Below are 20,759 nucleotides of genomic sequence, written 5' to 3' on the forward strand. Positions count from 1 at the left end.
ACATTCCCAACGAAAAAAGAAAAACAAGGTTTAATTTTCTTTTTTATTTGCGATTTATCTATTAATTAACCGTGAAAGGTTACGTGTAATGCTTCTTCACATAATTATCAATAATTGCCTTAAATTCTTCAGAGACATTATCACCTTGTAAAGTTTTGAAATATTTGCCGTTTTTGTAGACTGCTGAAACAGGTTTTTCTCCATATCCAGGTAAGCTGATTCCCAAATTTGCGTGTTTGCTTTCTCCAGGACCATTTACTATGCATCCCATAACAGCAATGTTCATATGCTCTACACCTGGATTTTTTTTCTTCCACATCGGCATATGAGTTTTTATATAGCCATTCACCTCTTCAGTTAATATACGAAAACGATCGCTACTCGTGCGCCCACAACCAGGACATGAATTAACCTGAGGGTTAAAGTGTCGCAAGCCTATAGACTGCAATATTTCCTGACACACCACCACTTCATTAGTACGCGATTCACCAGGACGTTGAGTCAAAGAAGCCCGTATTGTATCTCCAATGCCATTTTGCAATAAATAAGTAAGCCCTGCTGCGGTATTTACCACACCTTTATTGCCCATACCAGCCTCAGTTAAACCCAAATGCAGCGCATAATTGGAAGATTTTGCAAGTGCCATATAAACTAAAATTAAATCTTGTACTTTGCTAACTTTACATGAAATGATTATTTTGTTTGAATTTAGACCAATTTCTTCAGCTTTTTTTGCACTATCAAGAGCAGACATTACAAGTGCTTTGCGCAGTATAACATCAGAAGGCCTTGAATTACTAAGCGAAGAGTTTTCATCCATCAATTTTTGCAAAAGGTATTTATCAAGACTACCCCAATTTACCCCAATTCTAACCGGAAGATCGTGCATTATTGCATACTCTATCACCCTTTCAAACTTCTCATCACGTTTGTCGCCAAAGCCTATATTGCCTGGATTGATTCTAATTTTACCCAGCATTTTGATGTTGTCTGGATAATCTTGAACTAATTTATCTAGCTCATATTGACCGCAGCCTACCAATATTTTACCGTCAAAACCTTCTTTATTTATCTCTTCTACTATATAAGGTATTGCTCTTGCTACCTCCTCTGAGTTCAAGGCAATTCGCACCAATTCTGAACCTGTACGCGCTAGTTCTGTTATCTCTTTTGCATAATGTTTTGCGCTACTTTTTATATTATCAGCATCTATATGCACGCCAAGCGCCATAGATTGTACAACTACAGGATTATTTCCGCCTATCTTTACTTTTCCAACTTCTACAACATGAGTTTTGTGCCTGGAAATCTGCGATAATTCATATGTATTATCATTCAATATCAGGTCTTTATCTAGCATATTATTAATGGCCAATATTGTGATACTATTTTACTGTGTCAGCTACACTGCCAAATGAACTTGAACCATTCAAACTATAAGCATCTACGTTATCCAAATTAGCAATAGAATCATGTGAGCACGTTCTTCTTGATGGAGTTTCTTTTATAGTGACATTTATAGGAGAAACTTTCTTTTCTCGTGTTGAAGTAACTTTCTTCTCTTCTTGTTGTTCACTTTCATGCTGCTTATTTTCATACTGGAAAACTGACTCTTGATCTATAAATACAGCACCCCTTAAACGTGCGATATTAATACCATGCTGATTTATCATAGTGCTCTCTTCATCGTCGACTATGCAAGCTTCCATGTCATTTGGCTCATTATCAAGACTAGCAATTTTTTTCTCTTTTAATTTTTTGATTAGATCTTCTTTATTTATAGCTCGATCTTGTAATTTTTTTTTCTTGAGCAATTCCCTACGCTTCTCATACAGTTTATATGACTCAGCAAAATCCTCATCTGTATGAAAGTTTGCACCACCAGGGTTACCAGGAGGTATGTATCTCTTACTGAGCTTAGATTTAGCTTCAGCACTATGCACAGTAAAAAAGCTAGAAACCAAAAACATTAATATAAATAAAATTTTAGAAAAAACCCTAAGCATATGGTGCTATAGTAAATATCGTGTTTTAAAAGATAGCAATTAACAAACTTTAAGTAAACCAGAATCTTTACTAACTTTACAATACAAATATTTTTCTAAAAAGTGATATGTTTGCTATCAAAAAAACCTACGCAGACTAAGAGAAGAGTAAGGTGTTACAAGTTGCGTAACACCTTTTCAAGAAAAGTGTTATGCAGCTATATGTTTGCAACTTTTAAGTTATTCTGTAGTTTTTCAGTACCATCGGTAGTATCTACATTATTAAGTTTTGCGTCTGGCGTATCTTTAGATAAGTCGTTTTTTTTCTCTTTATCAAGCTTAACTCCCTGATAGATACAGAATGCAACAAAACTAGTTATTGCTATTGCGGCAACAGCACTGACTATGATACAAATTGCCATTATTTTTTGTTGATCTGCTACTGCCTCTGCAAGTGTTTCCACTTTTTCTTGCAGGCCGTTTAAGTGCTCTTGCATAGCTTGAAACTGCTTAGTACCAATCTTGTCTTCTAATGCACTAAAAACTTTTTCAAACTGCTCAACATCTATCTTTTGAGCTTCTTGCCATTCTTTTAATGCACTAAATACCTCTTCAAACTGTTTAGCATCTATCTTTTGAGCTTCTTGCCATTCTTTTAATGCACCAAAAACTTTTTCAAACTGCTCAGCATCAATTTGTTGACTTTCCTGCAATGCTGTTATATCTGACTCATCAAAGCCAAGTACCCATTTAGTTATAACCATTTTTAACCCCCTAGTTAATTAATATATTATAATTTTACATTCCAAATGTTTAAATTATTATTAAATCAATTGTCATTATGTATTGATCTTTTAATAATTTCGTTTGACTTGCTTTTTGAAAGTGCGAAAACTTAAATTAAGGTATTACAAGATTGTTATTCAACCAATATCTCTCTTTTCCCTGAGTAATTTGGAGCGCTGACAATACCTTCCTTTTCCATTCTTTCAACGATGTTTGCTGCTCTGTTATAGCCTATTCTAAGCTGCCTTTGAATGTAACTGGTTGAAACTTTTTGATCTCTTTGAATGATGGCTACTGCTTGGTTATAGAGGTCATTTTCTTCATCCTCCGTTTCATCGTGTGACTCTGTAGAAGAATTTTCATCTTCTTTAGTGATTTCCTCCATGTAGTTTGGCTCACCTTGCATTTTCAGATGATCAACTATATCTTGCACCTCATTATCACTTACAAATGGGCCGTGAACTCGAATGATCTTACCACCAGAGGCCATATAGAGCATGTCACCCATGCCGAGCAATTGTTCAGCCCCTTGTTCGCCAAGTATTGTACGGCTATCTATCTTAGAAGTAACAGCAAAACTGATTCTCGTTGGAAAGTTCGCCTTTATCACACCTGTGATCACATCCACAGATGGGCGTTGTGTTGCCATTATGATGTGTATTCCTGCAGCACGAGCCATCTGAGCTAAGCGTTGAATAGAGCACTCTATTTCTTTGCCGGCAACAAGCATCAAATCTGCCATTTCATCCACGATCACTACAATATACGGAAATGTTTCCATCTTGATTGGTATTTTTTCAAACAGAGGTTTGCCTGTTGTTGAGTTAAAGCCAATCTGCACAACGCGCTCCAATTCTATTCCACTATTCATCGCTTCTGTGATTCTTTGGTTATAGTTTATTACATTGCGCACATTTAAATAGGACATCATGCGATAGCGATTTTCCATTTCTTTCACTATCCACTTAAGAGCGACTACAGCCTTTTTTGGCTCTGTTACCACTGGCGTTATTAGATGCGGTATTGCATCATATATTGAAAGCTCAAGCATTTTTGGGTCGATCATTATCATCTTACATTCATCAGGACTTAATCGATAAACGAGTGAAAGAATCATAGTGTTAATCGCAACTGATTTACCAGACCCTGTGGTTCCAGCAACGAGCAAGTGGGGCATTTTAGTTAGATCTGCAATAACTGGTTTTCCACTTATTTCTTTGCCAAGCGCAATTGGGAGATTTAAGTTTGCATTTTGGTATTCTGGGGATTCAAGCAAATCACGCAGCATTACAATTTCCCGTTCCTTGTTCGGCAACTCTATTCCCATAGCATTTTGCCCACGAATTATTGAAATACGTGCAGAGAGTGCACTCATCGAACGTGCAATGTCATCTGCAAGGCCAATTACTCTTGCAGATTTCGTGCCAGCTTGTGGTTCAAGTTTGTACAAAGTCACAACCGGCCCATAGCATACACTGATAATTTTTCCTTGCACGCCAAAATCACTCAGGACTTGTTCCAGCAGAGATAAATTTTTATTGCTCTCCATTTCATTTAGCTGTTTTCTCTGCAAAGACTCTTCTGCTTTAGAAAGTAAATGGATACTTGGAAACTTAAACTCACTTAAAACCTCCTCGGTAGCTTTTTTCTGTCTTTCTTTTGGTTGTTGTTTAGTAGTGATTTTAGTTCTATGTTTTTCTTCTACTACTAATGGTGCAATTGAATACTCAGTAGTTTTATGTGATCTGAAGAATGGAACATTTACAAATAAGCAAGCTATTTTTTTACATAAGAAGAATAGAGAGTAAATTGTTCTCTTCCAACCAACAGATCCTACAAGACCTATTGATGTTACTATCACAAATATATAAAACGGGCAGTTATTAATTAGTGCATTCCCTATTATTCCACTGTGTCTGTACCTTGCAGTGATGCCTAGCGAAAGTTGTGGTAGTATAGCACATATCCCTAAATTGATTAATATTAAATAGAGAATTTTTAGCAGCCTTTTTGATGGCCTGAAGATCAACAAGTAAACTATGGTTGTAGCTATTGTAACACTAGTTAATCCAAGAAATTGAACCAATATATCAGCTAAATATGAACTTACTATTCCACCTAAATTTGTCACTTCCTCATTTGTAGCTGTGTTTAAGGAAGGATCTTTATAGTTATAGCTAAAAACTGATATATATATATATATTAAAAGGGATAGATATATTGCTGATTTTAGATATTTTTTTAACATCTACCTAAAGTAGTAAGCTACTGTATATTTTACAAAGTGAATTGTTATTAGCAATATCATTATAGATAAATCTAATCCGTTGAACGGTGGTATATATCTTCTAATAATCTTTAGTGGTGGATATGTCAATTGGTTCAAGATGTGCATTATGCTACTGACAGTTTCATTATATATGTTCACCATATTAAGTTTAACCAGCCAGTTTAGGACAACCCAACATATTAGAATGAAGCTATAAAGATCAAGTAACGTATTGAGTAGATATATGATTGGATGCATACATATCTATTACACGAAAGTTATATAAAAGACAAGTATTTAGCCTTTTCAAACTCAAAATGTTGTTTTTGCTGAACCAAAAAAAACTTCATTTTTTGAGCTGCGCAAAGCCACCTAAAGTAGAGAATGGACAAGGAAGGAGGGGTGTATAATATATATTAATGTTGATATTTATTTCTTATAAATATCATCTCTATGTCCTATCTCTATGATCTAATTGATTTACTCTGTAAATTACACGATAGTCACCAACTCTTAGCCTTCTACATCCTTTTAAGTTATGATGTAGTGGTTCACCAAAATTTATTGGGTCAACTGTAAGACGTTCTTTTATAGCTTTTTGAACTCTTAGCCTTATTATCTTTGGAAGGTTTGGTAAATCTTTTTCAACAACACTCTTTAGAGACTTAACCTTGTAACGCTCTAATCCCACTTAATATCTTCAAAATCAACTGTTTCTGCACCTTCAACATCACGCTCATCAGAAATTTTAGATACTAAAAAATCCTCCATTTCAAGCTCAACTGCTTCTCTAAATAGTTTTCCTGCTAATTCTTGAACGGGCTGTTTAGTAAATTCAGATAATTCAGCAAGATGCTTTAAAGTTCCTTCGCTAAGAGCTATGTTAATGCCTGAATTTGCCATATGTTTTACCAAAGTCCACTAATAATTATACAACATTTTTTTTAATTTTTCAATAAAGAAAGGAGTGGTGTATAAAAATATATTTAATGTTTCAGTAGGTCCAATATTGCCTGCTTGTAAATATTGTCCCTGTGTCCTATTAAAACAATAATTACTATACGTTTTACAGTATTTACACGGTAGACAATACGATAATCATCAGCAACTTTATTCTTCTATGTTCCTTTAATCTCTTGCGTAGCAACACACCGTTACCAATAGGATCAGTCTCAAGATACTCTTTTATTGCATCTTTAATACTTGGCTTTACATCTTCCGGCAAGGAAGGCAAATTTCTTTTAAGAACATGCTTTAGATATTTAATGGTGTATTGCTTATTTCCAGATGTCTTCACTATCCTCTACTTCTTCTGCATCATCAGAATTTAACTCCCTAATAATTTTGGAAAATGCAATATCTTCCGCTTCAAGTTCGATTGCTTCCTTGACTAGCTTTTCTGTTAATTTTTGAACAGACTGCTTGGTGGCTCTAGCTAGTTCAACAAGATGCTGCGAAGTTTCTGGGTTGAAAGCTACACTAACTTTTGAATTTACCATCAGTTTTACCAAAGTCTACTACTATAGCTATTTTACAACATTTTTTTTAATTTTTCAATAAAGGAAGGAGGGCTGTATAAAAATATATTTAATGTTTATCAAGTAGCCTTCTCATAAATGGTGTCTCTATGTCCTGCTGTAGCAACAAATACCTTATGTTTTGCAATATTTACAGTATAAATAATTCGATAATCACTAACCCTTATTCTTCTATACCCTTTTAGCCTGCCACGTAATGGTTTACCAAATTTAATTGGATCAGTTGTAAGCCGCTCGTTTATCGCTTTTGTAATCCTTGATCTTATTGTTTTTGGAAGATTTAGAAAATCTCTTTCAGTAAAGTTTTTTGAGTAGACAATATCGTATTTCAGTTTATGTCCTCTCCCTTTCAGATAGTACTGTATTCCAGTCTACATCCTCACATTCCTTAATAGTTTTATATAACGCAATATCTTCTACTTCGCACTCGATTCCTTCGATGACTAACCTTTTTGCTAGTTCTTGAACGGATTCCTTGGTGATTTCAGCTAACTTAGTAAGGTTATGTGAAATTTTTGGGTCAAAAGTTATACTAATTCCTGAATCTGTCATATGTTTTACCAAAGTCTACTAATAATTATACAACATTTTTCTGAATTTTTCAATAAAGGAAGTTGATGATATGTAAGAAAAATTTTGCCACCTGCGTTAATAAATAATTAAAGATTTAGCATATTTATCTACCCTCTATTCTATTACTTAAGTTAGACCACTTTTTTCTATTAATATTTTTTATTTATAAAGATGAGCAGTTACTCATCACGCAGTTGATCTATGGATATAATACTACCGTTTGATAGTTTTTCAGTACATTTTTCACTTTTGTATTCTTTATCAGAGTCGATACTGATTTTGTCAAATATTAAAACATCTCCTGAAATTTTATCACGAAACTCACTAATAGCAAAAAACGGTATAGTAATTCGCTCTTGTTTTCCTTGAAAACTCAAACTGACGCTAAATTTATCCTCAGAAACTTTTAAATCATAGAATTGATGCTGTAATATAATAAGCATTTGAGTAGGGTATGACTTTTTCAAACGATCTGGCATGGTCACACCATTAAAATATGTGAAAAATAATATTTCTAAGTGAGGGATAAAACCATTACCTGATATAACATCTAAAGTCTTTTTGATAACTTGAAACTTAGCAGAATTAAGCAGTTTTTTGTAATCTGTTTGCTCCATATAACTTTCACATACGTAAATTTTGGGGAACTTCTGTTACCCGGCGTTCCCTGAACCGTGCTTATAGCAATGAAGTTATAGTGCTTAAATTAAGCAGCTATTGCGTCGACATTGTCTTCAGCAGCAAAATTATCGTTTGCATTTAAATTATGAACTCTTAGCGGTGGTGTCTAACCGAGCAAAGCTACCATCTTTACTATGCATGTCGATTCTTATTCGTCCCCATATAAATTAAAAAACATGGTGGAGACGCCGAGTACTGCCCTCGAGTCCAATACACCTATTACAAGGTAATTTTATTGCTATAGTACACAAAATGTACATAGCTATTATATAGCAACATTAAATAAATGTCAAGATATTATGACCTTAAGTTGATTTATTGCTAAAACAAAATTAATATTTCCAGTAAAAAATTCTGTGCTCTTAACCTGACACATATGGCTTTTTGAATACTCCCAATGAAAATATTTATAAATAAATATTTACTCTTCTTTTTTATTGTTTTTAGGTTTTTCTTGATCAACCATTTCTCCACCGATCTCTTTTATTTTTAGTATCAACGACTCTGGTACATACATGTCAATTACTTCTTCTGCTGTCACAAATAAAGCCTGATAAGAGTGTGAATTTATTATCCAATTAGGCAATATGTCTTCTGCTTCTATTTTATACTCTCCCTCTTTTTTGTCATATACTGTGTAGCAATATAAGTGCACAGCAAAAAATAATACATAAGAGAGCAATATTCCTTTAAGCACTCCGAGAAAGATTCCAGTAACTCTATCGATAAACCCCAACCTTATGGGTGATAATATGTACATTAGCCAGTTATTTATTATCATGAATATAAGATTAAGTATAATAAATACAGAGATTGTAGAAAGTATGTTTAGTGTAACTTTAGAATCAAAATATTTACTATAATTTGGAGCGAAAAAATCATAGTGATTAGCTGTCAGAAAGACCGATAAAAATAGAAACATTAGTGCGCATAGCTCTTTTATAAAGCCTCTAGTTACCGAGATTATTACGCATAGAACAACAATGAAGGTAATTAGGCTATCGAAAAGCATGTTTTATATCTATATGGTTTTCAAGATATAATAGTTGTAAATAACAAGGTTGTAAAATTAATTGTATTTATGCTGCATCAATTGATCTAAATACCTAGCGATCATGTCAATTTCTAAATTCAAATAATCATTTACTTTGTTGTACTGAAAAGTTGTATTTTCCCATGTATAGGGAGTGATATTTACTGTAAATTCCTGATTAATAACTGAATTCACTGTGAGGGAAACCCCATCTAGTGTAACGGAGCTTTTTTTTGCAACAAATTTAATTAATTCTTGTGGGCACGATAGTTTGATTTCATGAGAATCTAAATTTTGATTAATTGTTAAAAATTTTACTATCCCATCAACATGACCCTGAACCAGGTGGCCATCGATCTTATCGCTTAATCTCATTGCTTGTTCGAGATTTATTTTTTTTCCTATTCTCCACGTATTTAAGTTAGCAACCTTCATAGTTTCTTGAGATGCTTGGACTGTAAATGTATCGCTCATTATATCAACAACAGTTAAACACACACCAGAGCAAGCTATTGAATCTCCTTTATTTATAGAGGATAAATTTTGTGTCTTGATATGGAAAATTTGATCAGAGTTGGAGTGAGTGGTAGTATCAGTTATAGTCCCGATATCCGTGATAATTCCTTTAAACATATGGTGAAAATAAATAATTTTACCATGAAAAATTTTTTACAACAACTTATTTCTATTTTGTTATAGTTAAAGTAATTCTGGTTTACCGACAATTTAAAAAACGACAAATTCGTCATCCCGCTACGTGTTAGCGGGATCTAGAGATACCGTGACGGTATGACGTAGGAAAACTGAGCCTGCACTAGCTATAGGCGCGAGAAAGGGGATCATTTTCACTTACTTGTTCAATAGATTCTATAGAATATTCAGAATATATGAAATAAGCCAAACTCAGAACACATAATGCAGTTAATATTGGTAACCCTATGTTCAATGCTAGCCCAATACTTTCTCTTTTTTCTGGTGGCACTAATCCTTTTAACATTGACACTTTTCCTAACGGAAAATGCCATAAGCAAAGTGTTGATGCAGATGCTACTATTATAAATAGACAAAAATAAGCCTTTTTTGAGGAAAATACAGTTTTTAATGATGATTTGAGTGTAATGTTAGTAGGTGGTAGAGTTTTAGCTTCATTTGTTGCTGGTGAAAGATCTTTAATTGGTAAAGGGTTTGTAGATTTATGAGGAGTATTTTCATGTTGTGGAGAAGGTTGTTGTATATAAACACCTGAAACTAATTTAAGCAATTGCTCTTTTTTCTATATACTTGTTTTTGTAAATATTCTTTACCTAAAAGTGAGTTACTAAGAGGTTGTGGCCTTTCGAGTATCTGTAATACTTCTGATATCTCGCCTGGCTCTAATATTGCATGTAATTGTTTATCTTGAAAGTAAACAATATTGAATACTGAGCTGAAAATATTGCAAAATGTTTCTGGATCTTGATTTTTGTATCCACTCATCACTTCAATAAATATTTTATCGAGTTTTTTCCCCTGTGCTCAATTTGGTTATCTATCATAGCTACTCTAGCATCATTTTGTGCTTGTTTTATGGCTAATGGTTTTTCTTTTTCTGATAGTTCTTTGGTCTGCTTTTTTGACTTCTTTTTTCTGTTAGCCTTAAAATACTCTGTGTGCGAAGTAGTTTGACCTACATTCTGTTCTGCTTCTTGAGGTATTGGATTTTCTATACTACCCCCTGTCATCTGAGTAGCTTGACTACTTGGATCCATGTTTCTTTTTTCCTGGTCAAACGCTGGAATAACACCAAATGGTATATTGTTGCTCTGTATAGAAAATTTTGGCAATTGTTGGGAAAAGAATTGTGACGTATTAAAAAAATTGGGTAGACAGAAAAAAGATCTAAACCAGAAAACGTTTTCATGCATTGCAGCAACTACTATCGAAACACGTGTAACTTGTTTTCCATTATTTGTTACATCGAAGCCAAATGAGCCTGTAACTGGTACGATTTGTTTATTTTGTGCATTTTTTTGGTTAGTTTCACTCTGTTCTTTTTTGTCTTCATTTTCAGTTTTTTCTGCATGTTGTAGCTTTTCATTTAGAAATAACTCGATTTGGTACAAGTTGTCCAGGTTAATGTTTTCAACGTCTGTTTGTAGCGTTATCGTTGTGCCCTGCAGAAGGATTTGAGGCGGAGCACTATTTACGAATTCTTCTACAGTTTTATAACTGTTAGTTTTACAGTAGTTATTATATAGTTCACTGCTTTCTTTGGGCACTTTTATGTTGGCTGTAAAATTTTTTTCCCGGGAAAGGCAGATTTTGAAAAAATTAATTAAAGAGTTTATTCGAAATAATCTTATATTAAAGGTGTCTTTATCTGTTGCTGTTAGCTCAAATGAAAATTCTTGTATATTACTTTCAATACTTCTCGAGCGAATAGTACTGATCTTAATTGTTTCGCTAGAAAATGCTTTACTTATGTTTCTGGATTTTTCCTTAAAGAGCTTAGGTAAATCCTCTATTTTATACTTATTCTTAGTTTCAGTATTACTGTTGTGCATAGTTGATACAGCAAATTCATCAACGCAAAGGTAAATAAAAAAGATTAATCAGTCAATAAATTAATAATCAGAATAGGGCAATTTTTCGGATTGTTGATGATATTTAAAATTTCACTATAATGAAAGTTTAAGCCAGCGTTTTTAAGATGAATAAAGAGTTATTAGATGACATACTTTCACTTGAAGATAAAGCAGTTTCCGAAATTGAGAATGCTTCTTCTTTACAAGATTTAGAAAAAGTTAGGCTATCATATTTGGGAAAAAAGGGTGTAATTAAAGCTTATTTTGACAGCTTAAAAGAGATAGAAGACGCAGGAAAAAAGCGCAATTTAGGCGAAGTTATCAACGTTTTACGTAATAAGCTAGATCAGCTTATAATGAATAAGGAGAATATACTAAAAGCCGAAGAAGTTAACTTTAAATTGCAGAACGAGGCAGTTGATATCACGTTGTCTGCGAGGCCAGAAAAAATTGGCAAGGTCCATCCACTCAGTAAGGTTCTAAATGAAGTAAAGCTTATTTTTGCACATATGGGTTTTAAGGCAGTTGATGGTCCTGACATTGAAGATAAATTTCATGTATTTGATGCACTGAATACTCCAAGTCATCATCCTGCACGAGAGGAGCAAGATACCTTCTACTTAAAGAATAAAATAGATGATAAAAGAATGGTACTGCGCACTCACACCTCATCTGTACAGATTAGAACCATGGAAAAAACAAAAAAATTCCCAATTAAAATAGTAGCCGCAGGTAGAGTATACAGAAACGACTTTGATGCAACTCACACCCCTATGTTCCATCAAATAGAGGGGTTATATGTCGATGAGAATGTCAATATGGGCCAGTTAAAATTTACTATTCATCACTTCCTTAATAAGTTCTTTGGCGATAAAGGGCTGAAGATACGTTTTCGTAATAGTTTTTTCCCTTTTACCGAGCCTTCTGCGGAAGTGGACATAAGTTATAAAGGTAGTAAATGGATAGAAGTACTGGGATGCGGTATGACGCATCCAAATGTATTTCAAAATGTTGGAATAGACCATACTAAATACAACGGTTTTGCGTTTGGCATTGGTATAGAAAGGCTTGCAATGCTAAAATATCAAATTAGCGACTTGAGGAGCTTTTATGACAACAAAATCAGCTGGCTTGATCATTACGGTTTTCATTTTTCATCTTTAAGATAAGTGATAAGTAAAACTCATACGTTCGTTATACTTGCTTCAGGGCATGGCAGGCGGATGAATTCAGATTTGCCTAAGGTCCTACACAAAATAGGCAGTTTTTCCATGCTCCAGCATGTCATTTACAATGCAAAACAGTTAAATTCTGAAAATATTGCTGTTGTAGTTGATCAGCCTTTAATTGAAAGACTAAAGTGTTTTAAGGATATACAGTTAATTACACAAGAATTAACACTTGGCACGGGAGATGCGGTCAAAACTGCGATGAGAAACCTAAGAGAATTGCCAGATTCAGGCATAGTTGTTGTGCAGTATGGGGATACTCCGCTCATAAAAAGCAGCACAATAACTAAAATGATTAGTTATTTAGAAGGCAAGGCTCTAGTTTGCCTAGGTTTTAGGACAAGCAATAAAGAATACGGTAGGTTAATTATTGAGAATGGTTCCTTAAGAGAAATCGTAGAAGCAAAGAGTGATAAAAATAATCATGAAGAATTTCTTGCAAATGCTGGAATAATGGTTGCATGTGCAAAGAATTTACGTGAATTGGTGGAGAAAATAGAGTGCAATAGCTCAACTCATGAATATTACTTGACCGATATAGTTTCCATTGCAGTGAAGAGTAATTTAAATGTCGGTTACGTTATTACCGGTGGAGAAGAAGCAACGGGAATAAATAACAGAAATGACCTTATAAAAGCTGAGTTTTACTTTCAAGAAAATAAAAGAAAAATTTTTACCGACTCCGGAGTAACGCTTGTTGCACCAGAGACTGTTTTCTTTTCTCTTGATACGCAAATTGCCAGAGATTCAGTTATTTACCCATATGTTTTTTTCGGTACTGGAGTGAAAATAGAGTCTGGTGCGAAAATACTGCCATTTTCGCATTTAGAAAACTGCTTAATTAAAAGTAATGCTGAGGTCGGTCCATTTACCAGAATACGCGGAAACACAACAATTGGTAATAAGGCAAAAATAGGAAATTTTGTGGAAGTGAAAACAAGTGAAGTTGGTCAAAACACTAGAATAAAACACTTAAGTTATATAGGAAATGCTAAAGTAGGGCAGGAGAGTAATATAGGAGCAGGCACTATTGTTTGTAATTATGATGGGAAAAATAAACATGAAACGAATATAGGGAGCAATTGCTTTGTTGGCGCCAATAGCTCACTAATTGCGCCGCTTAATATTCATGATGAATCTGTAATTGCAGCAGGTAGTGTTATAGTTGAGGATGTACCAGAAAAAAGCCTTGCAATAGCAAGAGAAAAGCAAGTAACTAAGAGAATAAAGTAGTCTAATTTAATTATGTTGTTGTGTCATTTTTAATATTAGACTTCTTGCATAACCATATAACAAACTTTTATTGGGAATAGAAACAAAAAAACTTTCTTGACAAACTCCGCCAGCCCCCTTATCATAACAGTGAAGCTATTGTATTTGCTTTCGCCAATCTGGAGATTAAAAGGTAAGGATTACTTAATGTATCGGCGTCTTATGTTCAATTTTTTGCAGTATATAGATACTATATGTCTTTACAAAACTTCATCTACATCTAGATTTTTATCTAAATAAGCTGAACGCGCTTATAAAGCGTTACAAGACATCAAAAAATGCCAATACTCGACAAAGATAGTAAAAGACTAGCTAACTCGGGGGTCCTTTGTCTTTTTTTCTGCTTAGTAAATTTCTTAAACATTTGCAGCGTAGGTTAGTTGCAATTAAAAGCAGCTAAATTGCAGTGTTTAAGACTTAAAAAACGTCAATACTGAAAATAGACAATGACTAGGGTTTCTTTTGCCTTTTTTTTCATTTGGTAAATTCCTTAATGTTTATGGCTAAACGACAATCGTCATCCCGCTGCTTGTTAGCGGGATCTATTGCTGAGATACCGCGAATGAATCGCGGTATGACGGTTCGCGGCGGTATGACGTAGGACTGCTGTCATCCCAGTGCGTGACACTGGAATCCCAAAAAAGGATGATGTCATCCTAGTGCTCCTTTTTTTGTCATCCTAGTGCTCCTTTTTTTGTCATCCTAGTGCTCCTTTTTTTGTCATCCTAGTGCTCCTTTTTTTGTCATCCTAGTGCTCCTTTTTTTGTCATCCTAGTGCTCCTTTTTTTGTCATCCTAGTGCTCCTTTTTTTGTCATCCGAGTAGCTGACACTTGGATGACATCGTCATAAAGGAACCAGTGTCAAGCTACTCGGATGACAGGAGAAGGGGCTACTTGCATGACGGTGTCGGTAAACTTAGAGCTATAATAACTATTTGCCTTTTTTCTGCTTAGGTTATGCAAGAAGTCTACTGTCTGAGAAAAGGTAGATAAAAGATGAAAACAGATAGAAGTATTTTAGTAGCTCAAAAAGAACGTTAAGTCATGCTTTTTATTTATATTGACAGCGTATATGACATCGTTTATGATTAAAGTTAATAACAATAATTTATATTTATCATGTTTGCAGTAATTGAGACTGGTGGAAAGCAATATTTAGTAAAAGAAGGTAGTATAATAAAGGTAGAGAAGTTAGAAGCTGAAGAAAAAAAAGAGGTGGAAATCAATAAGGTGATTTGTATTTCAAATAGTGGCTTATCTTATTCATCTAATGCTACTGTTAAAGCTGAAGTGTTGGAGCAGTGCAGGGGGGAAAAAATTATAATCTTTAAGAAGAAAAGAAGAAAAAATTACCGTAGGAAAACTGGTCATAGGCAGTATATAACTGTTCTTCGTATAAATGAAATTAGTCTTCAAAAGTAAGAGGTAAGATATGGCAACTAAAAAATCAGGTGGTAGTTCCTGTAATGGTAGAGATTCAGCGGGTCGTAGGTTAGGAATAAAGAAGAATGGGAAGGTTATTCCTGGTAACATAATTGTGCGCCAAAGAGGCACAAAATTCCATCCTGGAAAGAATGTTGGTATAGGTAAAGATCATACGATTTTTGCTAAAATAGAAGGCTGGGTCAGCTTTAGAAGATCAGCAAATAAAAAGACTTTTATTGATATCTTGCCTACAGATAATATGAAAGCTTCAGCTTGAATAAATCAGGGGTCTGTAGCTCAGGTGGTTAGAGCGCACGCCTGATAAGCGTGAGGTCGGAGGTTCAACTCTTCCCAGACCCACCATTTAGTAGTTACTAACTGTGTTTTCTATAGCGGTTTTGATATTGTATAAGCAAAAACATGAATTTATATAAAAATTTAGTAACCAGTGAATCAGTGGCGGCTGGTCATCCAGATAAAGTAGCAGATCAAATTTCAGATGCAATACTTGATGAGTACCTTTTTACTGATCCTTTTGCGCGAGCTGCAATAGAGACTTTAGTCACCAAAGATAACGTTATTATAGCTGGGGAAGTGTTTAGGCCTAACATCAAAAATAGCAGGATTGAAAGTATTGTACGGAATACAATAAAAGATATTGGTTACAAGCACGATGGGTTCCACTGGAGAAAAGTGAAAGTAAATATATTGCTGCATGAGCAATCAAATGACATTGCAATAGGGTTGGATCAAGGTGCTGGAGATCAGGGCATAATGTATGGCTATGCAACAACAGAGACAGAAAACCTTATGCCGGCACCCATTTTTTATGCACACTCGATTCTGAAAAATATCATGAGCGCAGTTAAAGAAGCAAAACTTGGTCCAGATGCAAAGTCACAAATCACTTTGGCATATGAGAATAACCTCCCGGTACGTGCTGAAAGTATTATTGTCTCAATACAGCACCCTGAGGATTTGGATCAATCAAAAGTAAAAGAAATAATTTACCCTTACATAGTTTCATCTTTACCTGAAGGATGGATGTGTCCTGAGGAAAATCTCTTAGTCAATCCAACTGGTAGATTTGTTATTGGTGGACCGGTTAGTGATTGTGGATTAACCGGACGAAAAATTATGGTTGATACTTATGGAGGTTATATTCCACACGGTGGAGGAGCGTTTTCCGGAAAAGATGCAACCAAAGTTGATAGATCTGCGGCTTATATGGCAAGATATCTTGCTAAAAATATTGTCTTTGCAGGTTTGGCTGAACGTTGTCTTGTGCAGCTTTCTTATGCAATTGGTGTATCAAAACCTACTTCATTCTATATTGATACATTTGGTGCGAATAAGGTAGAGGAAAGAGTAATTAAAAAGTTTATCGAGAATAATATAGATTTATCAACAAAAGGCATAATCAAGCATTTATCGCTTAATCATCCTATATATAAACGTACAGCCTGTTATGGACATTTTGGTAAAGAGTCAGAAAGTGACGGTGGATTTTCTTGGGAAAGCATAAACTTGTCTGCTGATCTTCGTAGAGAATTCAATATAGAAGGTAATAGTAAAATTTCTTTAGATTGCTAAAATTTTTGATTTACAGCCCCATATTTATATACTAGCTTATTGTTAAAGCATAGCACGCTTTTTCATAATAATTATACCATATTAGTAATAATTTTTATATTCAATTTTTATTGTGAGGCTTATAAAGTGTATAACGAAATAGAAGGAGAACTGTACAACGTAATTGTAAGAGGTTGTCCGGAAACAAGTAAATTCAAGCATATTCCCTCTTTAACATAACCCTACTCATAGCTAGGTATATGAAATTCTCAGTGGATGTTGTGAGTAAATCATACTCCTTCGATAGCCTTCTATTCCTATTAACCCAAGCAAAAGTCCTTTCTACAACCCATCTTCTTGGCTGTACTTTAAACCCTTGTTCTCTTGTTGGTAGTAGCTCAGGTGGCGTATCTTTGTGCACCCAAAATCTACATGGAGGCCTTTTAACAATTTCAATATCTATGTCATATTCTTCCTTTATGTGATTCTTTAAATTTCTTCCTTGGTATCCCATGTCAGCCCACATTTTTTAACTTTAGTATATTTTGTTCTCATATTGTTTAATGCTATTTTAATACCATCTCTATCATTTTCGTTAGCAGCGCCTACGTAACAACCTAGTATAAAACCCTGAGTGTCTGTAATTATATGCCTTTTTCTACCCTTTACTTTTTACTTCCATCATAGCCTTTGATCCCCCTTTTCTGTAGTCTTTACAGATTGACTATCTACTATACAGGCACTCGGCTGCTCATTCTTTCCTATTTTTCTTCTACTATATTTTGTAATTTCATAATTCATTTTCTCAAAAATTCCCTGCTTCTTCCATTGCCTGAACTGCTCATACACAGTCTTCCATAGCGGAAAATCATTTGGTAAATACCGCCATTGACACCCTGTACGCAATACATAGAAAATTGCTTCTAATATTTCTTTTTGCTATACTTTGGCAGCCTTCCTCCTTTCTTGTATGATACTCTGAAGTGTTTTTCTATTCTTGCCCATTCCCTTTCGCTTAGATCTGTTGGATACTTTTTTCTCATCTTTACCCCGTACTAAAATTTCAGATATTATAGCCTTTTACTTGTTTCCGGACAACCTCTAAAAGAGTTTTCTGATCTTATTGATAAAATAAAAGAACACCCTTTTAATGTTGAATTGATAAATAATACATTAGATTATGAAAAATTCAAATTCTACCTTCAGCAGGATTTTCTGTATTGTATAGATTGCGCTCGTGCTTTTTTAATTGTTGCAGCTAGAGTTGATGATATTGAAATGATGAGTAGTTTAATCAATTTGGCACAAGGAGCATTTTATGTTCGAGAACAGTATAAAAAATATTTTGAAGATTGTGATCTATCTGATGATCACAAAAAGTCAAGAGCTTGTTCTGCCTTTACTGACTTTTTCATGAGTGCCGCATATCACAATTCTGTTAATGAAGCTTTAGTAGCATCTTATTCTTGCTTTAACATATACCAAATCGTTATACGCCATATGGTAAATGAGATAACAACTAAAGGGGTTAAAAATAACAAATACAAAGAGTGGATCAACATTTATAGTAGCGAAACAGTAAATGCTGTAATTGATGAGGTTACTGATATTACAAATAAGCTATATAAAAAAGCTAGTGACTGTGAAAAAAAGAGGATGTATGAGTTTTTTAAGAAAGGGCTGGAATTAGAAATAATGTTTTGGGATGAGGCATATTACTCTAATATATCTAGCAAAGAATATTAGCAGCGGATTATTTACGTTAACTTGATCTTTTATCGGTAACTACAGTGTTCAGTGGCATAATTAGGAGCTGTTACGGGTCAAATCTTTTAAAGGATATAATTGAGCATCCTTTTAATGTTGAGTTAGCGAATAACACCCTAAATATAGAGAACTTCAAATTCTATGCTCAACAAAAGACGTTGTTCTTAGGTGATTATATTCGTACCACCTTAATTACTGCATCCAAAATGGAAGATTATAGTAGTATTATCTCGCTTGCTGAAGTAGCCCAAAGAGTAGTGACTGTTAATAGAATGCTATATGACTACTACTTTACTATGTACGGTATAAGTCGCGAAAAGAAATCTCTTGAGTGTTTTAATTTCACTAATTTTCTTTTATCCATCTCGCATAGTAATACCTATGAGGCTATGACGGTTTTGTATTCTTGCATGTTTATATACGAGACTGTCGTTGATAGCATGAAAAATAGATTCAAGAAAAATAATAGATATAGGGATTGGTTTAATTTTTGTTACAGTGATTCAGTAAAGTCTGGATGCATTATTTTGGAAAATATTGTTGATGGATATTGCAGCAGAGCAAGAGAAAACGAAAAGAGCAGAATGCTTGAGTTGTTTAGAATAACTGCACAATTTGTGTTAGATTTTTTGAACGGTGCATATAATTTTTCAAGATTCAATCAATTTCCTAAGGAACATTGACAATTTTAAGCTAATTTGTATCCTTAATAAGTATTTTTTAAAATGCTATGAAAAGTAAAGAACATGATTTTCATTTAGTGGATCCAAGCCCTTGGCCAATTGCTGTATCAGCAGCAATTCTTATTCTTGCACTTGGATTAGTTGGCGCGCTTCATAAACAAATTGTCGGAATGTTTTGTTTAGTTTTGGGAATCTCCGCAGTATCAGGGGTGCTGTTTTATTGGTGGAGAGATGTAATAAGGGAGGCCATTTATGACAAATGTCACACTGCCATTGTAAAACATGGACTCAAATTTGCAATGTACTTGTTTATTCTCTCGGAGGTCGTATTTTTTATAGTGTTCTTTTGTTCATTCTTTAAAGCCTGGCTTGATCCAGTTTTTTTATTTGAGGCGTTTTCTCCTGCAAAAAAAGTTGAATGGCCCCCTGAGGGAATTTTGCCACCTGATCCGTGGTCACTACCATTCATGAATACATTAATATTATTGCTTTCTGGTACAACAATTACTTGGGCAAATCACTCTTTACTTAAAAATGATAAAAAGAGCATGATTAAAATGCTGTCCATAACTATATTGCTTGGAGTTTTTTTTATAATAGTGCAAGCAATAGAGTATCATGAAGCGAGTTTTTCTCTACAAGAAACAGGAGAAAAGCTTATTTATACATCCAATTTTTATATGATTACCGGTTTTCACTGCGCACACGTTATAATAGGAATAATATTTTTATCAGTGTGTTTATTTAGAGCACGGAAAGGCCAATTTACACTTCAGGACCATTTGTGCTTTGAGTTTGCCTCCTGGTATTGGCACTTTGTAGATGTAGTCTGGATATTTTTATTTTTGTTTATCTATTGGTTAAGCGTTTATTAAGTGGTTAAAATAATAGGTCTAGATCCAGGAATAAGCAAGACTGGGTGGGCCATTATCAGCCTGAACGAAAAAAATAATATTGAATTTTTGGGCGGCGGTACCATATCAACTGATGGTAAATTGGGTACAGGTGAACGCCTACATATAATTTTTGAACAATTAAAGAAAGTAATTTCCCTATACTCTCCGAATGAAGCTGCGGTGGAGAAAATTTTTGTTAATAAAAATCCTAAATCTTCACTAACTTTAGGATATGCAAGAGGGGTTGTAATTTTAGCGTTAAAAATAACAAAGCTAACTATGAATGAATATGATGCAAACTATGTAAAAAAAAGCATTACCGGAAATGGCCATGCTGATAAGGATCAGATTATATTTATGGTGAAGCAAATAGTTAAAAATTTGAGTATAAAATGCCACCATGCTGCTGACGCTCTTGCTGTAGCAATTTGTCATGCTTATACGAAAGGTTCTTGTTTTGTTGAGTAACTTTTATATGGGATTCAG

The 20,759-nt window shown here is 34.2% G+C and carries 23 protein-coding genes, 1 tRNA gene, 1 other RNA gene and 2 pseudogenes; 10 read left to right on the forward strand and 17 right to left on the reverse strand.

Features of this window, described 5'->3' with window-relative positions; all coding sequences use genetic code 11:
• Positions 1-79: 79 nt before the first annotated feature.
• From ispG to J4T77_RS00655, 16 genes and pseudogenes are all read right to left on the reverse strand, one after another.
• A complete protein-coding gene (gene ispG / locus J4T77_RS00580; RefSeq protein WP_070356735.1) occupies positions 80-1,360 on the reverse strand; it encodes a flavodoxin-dependent (E)-4-hydroxy-3-methylbut-2-enyl-diphosphate synthase in 1,281 nt (426 codons plus the stop codon).
• 25 nt (positions 1,361-1,385) lie between these two features.
• Positions 1,386-2,006 carry a TRP75-related protein gene (locus J4T77_RS00585; protein WP_070356736.1) on the reverse strand — a complete coding sequence of 207 codons (621 nt, stop codon included), beginning with the start codon at positions 2,004-2,006 and terminating at the stop codon, positions 1,386-1,388.
• Between the two features lie 197 nt (positions 2,007-2,203).
• Positions 2,204-2,749 (reverse strand): hypothetical protein, encoded by a 546-nt coding sequence (locus tag J4T77_RS00590; protein ID WP_190321127.1) that lies wholly within the window; start codon positions 2,747-2,749, stop codon positions 2,204-2,206.
• Positions 2,750-2,904: 155 nt separating this feature from the next.
• A complete protein-coding gene (locus J4T77_RS00595; RefSeq protein ID WP_010962378.1) occupies positions 2,905-5,019 on the reverse strand; it encodes an FtsK/SpoIIIE family DNA translocase in 2,115 nt (704 codons plus the stop codon).
• On the reverse strand, positions 5,020-5,298 hold the full coding sequence (locus J4T77_RS00600; protein ID WP_006279515.1) for a YggT family protein: 279 nt from the start codon (positions 5,296-5,298) through the stop codon (positions 5,020-5,022).
• Positions 5,299-5,491: 193 nt separating this feature from the next.
• Positions 5,492-5,731, reverse strand: a complete 240-nt coding sequence (locus tag J4T77_RS00605) for a type II toxin-antitoxin system RelE family toxin (RefSeq protein WP_233641050.1) — start codon at positions 5,729-5,731, stop codon at positions 5,492-5,494.
• Positions 5,722-5,943, reverse strand: a complete 222-nt coding sequence (locus J4T77_RS00610; RefSeq protein ID WP_190321128.1) for a hypothetical protein — start codon at positions 5,941-5,943, stop codon at positions 5,722-5,724. The genes J4T77_RS00605 and J4T77_RS00610 overlap by 10 nt, the downstream gene beginning before the upstream one ends.
• A 172-nt stretch (positions 5,944-6,115) precedes the next feature.
• Positions 6,116-6,337, reverse strand: a complete 222-nt coding sequence (locus tag J4T77_RS00615; RefSeq protein ID WP_233641051.1) for a type II toxin-antitoxin system RelE/ParE family toxin — start codon at positions 6,335-6,337, stop codon at positions 6,116-6,118.
• Positions 6,318-6,539, reverse strand: coding sequence for a hypothetical protein (locus J4T77_RS00620; protein WP_190321130.1), 222 nt, complete (start codon positions 6,537-6,539; stop codon positions 6,318-6,320). Before J4T77_RS00620 ends, J4T77_RS00615 begins: the two co-directional genes overlap by 20 nt.
• Positions 6,540-6,637: 98 nt before the next feature.
• A complete protein-coding gene (locus J4T77_RS00625) occupies positions 6,638-6,943 on the reverse strand; it encodes a type II toxin-antitoxin system RelE family toxin (RefSeq protein WP_310732675.1) in 306 nt (101 codons plus the stop codon).
• The gene (locus J4T77_RS00630; protein ID WP_190321131.1) at positions 6,912-7,130 is read right to left on the reverse strand and encodes a hypothetical protein; all 219 of its coding nucleotides are present in this window, start codon (positions 7,128-7,130) and stop codon (positions 6,912-6,914) included. The genes J4T77_RS00625 and J4T77_RS00630 overlap by 32 nt, the downstream gene beginning before the upstream one ends.
• A 200-nt stretch (positions 7,131-7,330) precedes the next feature.
• The gene (locus J4T77_RS00635) at positions 7,331-7,768 is read right to left on the reverse strand and encodes a ClpXP protease specificity-enhancing factor SspB (protein ID WP_006279412.1); all 438 of its coding nucleotides are present in this window, start codon (positions 7,766-7,768) and stop codon (positions 7,331-7,333) included.
• 21 nt (positions 7,769-7,789) lie between these two features.
• Positions 7,790-8,129: a transfer-messenger RNA gene (ssrA, locus tag J4T77_RS00640) on the reverse strand.
• A gap of 124 nt (positions 8,130-8,253) precedes the next feature.
• Complete coding sequence (locus J4T77_RS00645; protein WP_190321132.1) at positions 8,254-8,844, reverse strand: CvpA family protein; 591 nt, start codon at positions 8,842-8,844, stop codon at positions 8,254-8,256.
• Between the two features lie 57 nt (positions 8,845-8,901).
• Positions 8,902-9,498, reverse strand: a complete 597-nt coding sequence (locus J4T77_RS00650) for a riboflavin synthase (protein WP_010082169.1) — start codon at positions 9,496-9,498, stop codon at positions 8,902-8,904.
• 181 nt (positions 9,499-9,679) lie between these two features.
• A pseudogene (locus J4T77_RS00655) lies at positions 9,680-11,408 on the reverse strand (hypothetical protein).
• A gap of 146 nt (positions 11,409-11,554) precedes the next feature.
• On the opposite strand from J4T77_RS00655, the gene pheS reads away from it, so the two are divergent.
• From pheS to metK, 6 genes are all read left to right on the forward strand, one after another.
• Positions 11,555-12,598 (forward strand): phenylalanine--tRNA ligase subunit alpha, encoded by a 1,044-nt coding sequence (gene pheS / locus J4T77_RS00660; protein WP_190321134.1) that lies wholly within the window; start codon positions 11,555-11,557, stop codon positions 12,596-12,598.
• A 54-nt stretch (positions 12,599-12,652) separates the two neighbouring features.
• Positions 12,653-13,891 (forward strand): bifunctional UDP-N-acetylglucosamine diphosphorylase/glucosamine-1-phosphate N-acetyltransferase GlmU, encoded by a 1,239-nt coding sequence (gene glmU / locus J4T77_RS00665; protein ID WP_223823048.1) that lies wholly within the window; start codon positions 12,653-12,655, stop codon positions 13,889-13,891.
• A 1,158-nt stretch (positions 13,892-15,049) separates the two neighbouring features.
• Positions 15,050-15,352 (forward strand): 50S ribosomal protein L21, encoded by a 303-nt coding sequence (gene rplU, locus J4T77_RS00670; protein WP_010082251.1) that lies wholly within the window; start codon positions 15,050-15,052, stop codon positions 15,350-15,352.
• 10 nt (positions 15,353-15,362) lie between these two features.
• Complete coding sequence (gene rpmA / locus J4T77_RS00675; protein ID WP_010082252.1) at positions 15,363-15,632, forward strand: 50S ribosomal protein L27; 270 nt, start codon at positions 15,363-15,365, stop codon at positions 15,630-15,632.
• Positions 15,633-15,641: 9 nt separating this feature from the next.
• Positions 15,642-15,718, forward strand: a tRNA-Ile gene (locus tag J4T77_RS00680).
• Positions 15,719-15,775: 57 nt separating this feature from the next.
• On the forward strand, positions 15,776-16,948 hold the full coding sequence (gene metK, locus J4T77_RS00685; RefSeq protein WP_190321136.1) for a methionine adenosyltransferase: 1,173 nt from the start codon (positions 15,776-15,778) through the stop codon (positions 16,946-16,948).
• Positions 16,949-17,141: 193 nt separating this feature from the next.
• Here metK and J4T77_RS00690 read toward each other — a convergent pair.
• Positions 17,142-17,970: pseudogene (locus tag J4T77_RS00690) on the reverse strand (IS5 family transposase).
• Positions 17,971-18,085: 115 nt separating this feature from the next.
• Between J4T77_RS00690 and J4T77_RS00695 the strand changes: the two are divergent.
• From J4T77_RS00695 to ruvC, 4 genes are read left to right on the forward strand one after another with little or no spacing between them, the layout of a single operon-like run.
• Positions 18,086-18,673 carry a TenA family protein gene (locus J4T77_RS00695; protein ID WP_223823049.1) on the forward strand — a complete coding sequence of 196 codons (588 nt, stop codon included), beginning with the start codon at positions 18,086-18,088 and terminating at the stop codon, positions 18,671-18,673.
• Between the two features lie 44 nt (positions 18,674-18,717).
• Complete coding sequence (locus J4T77_RS00700) at positions 18,718-19,377, forward strand: TenA family protein (RefSeq protein WP_010962391.1); 660 nt, start codon at positions 18,718-18,720, stop codon at positions 19,375-19,377.
• Positions 19,378-19,424: 47 nt separating this feature from the next.
• Positions 19,425-20,252 (forward strand): cytochrome c oxidase subunit 3, encoded by an 828-nt coding sequence (locus J4T77_RS00705; protein WP_190321137.1) that lies wholly within the window; start codon positions 19,425-19,427, stop codon positions 20,250-20,252.
• Positions 20,253-20,741 carry a crossover junction endodeoxyribonuclease RuvC gene (gene ruvC / locus J4T77_RS00710; RefSeq protein WP_038199503.1) on the forward strand — a complete coding sequence of 163 codons (489 nt, stop codon included), beginning with the start codon at positions 20,253-20,255 and terminating at the stop codon, positions 20,739-20,741.
• Positions 20,742-20,759 lie beyond the last annotated feature (18 nt).

The sequence above is a fragment of the Wolbachia endosymbiont of Drosophila innubila genome (genome assembly GCF_021378375.1).
Lineage (GTDB): Bacteria > Pseudomonadota > Alphaproteobacteria > Rickettsiales > Anaplasmataceae > Wolbachia > Wolbachia pipientis.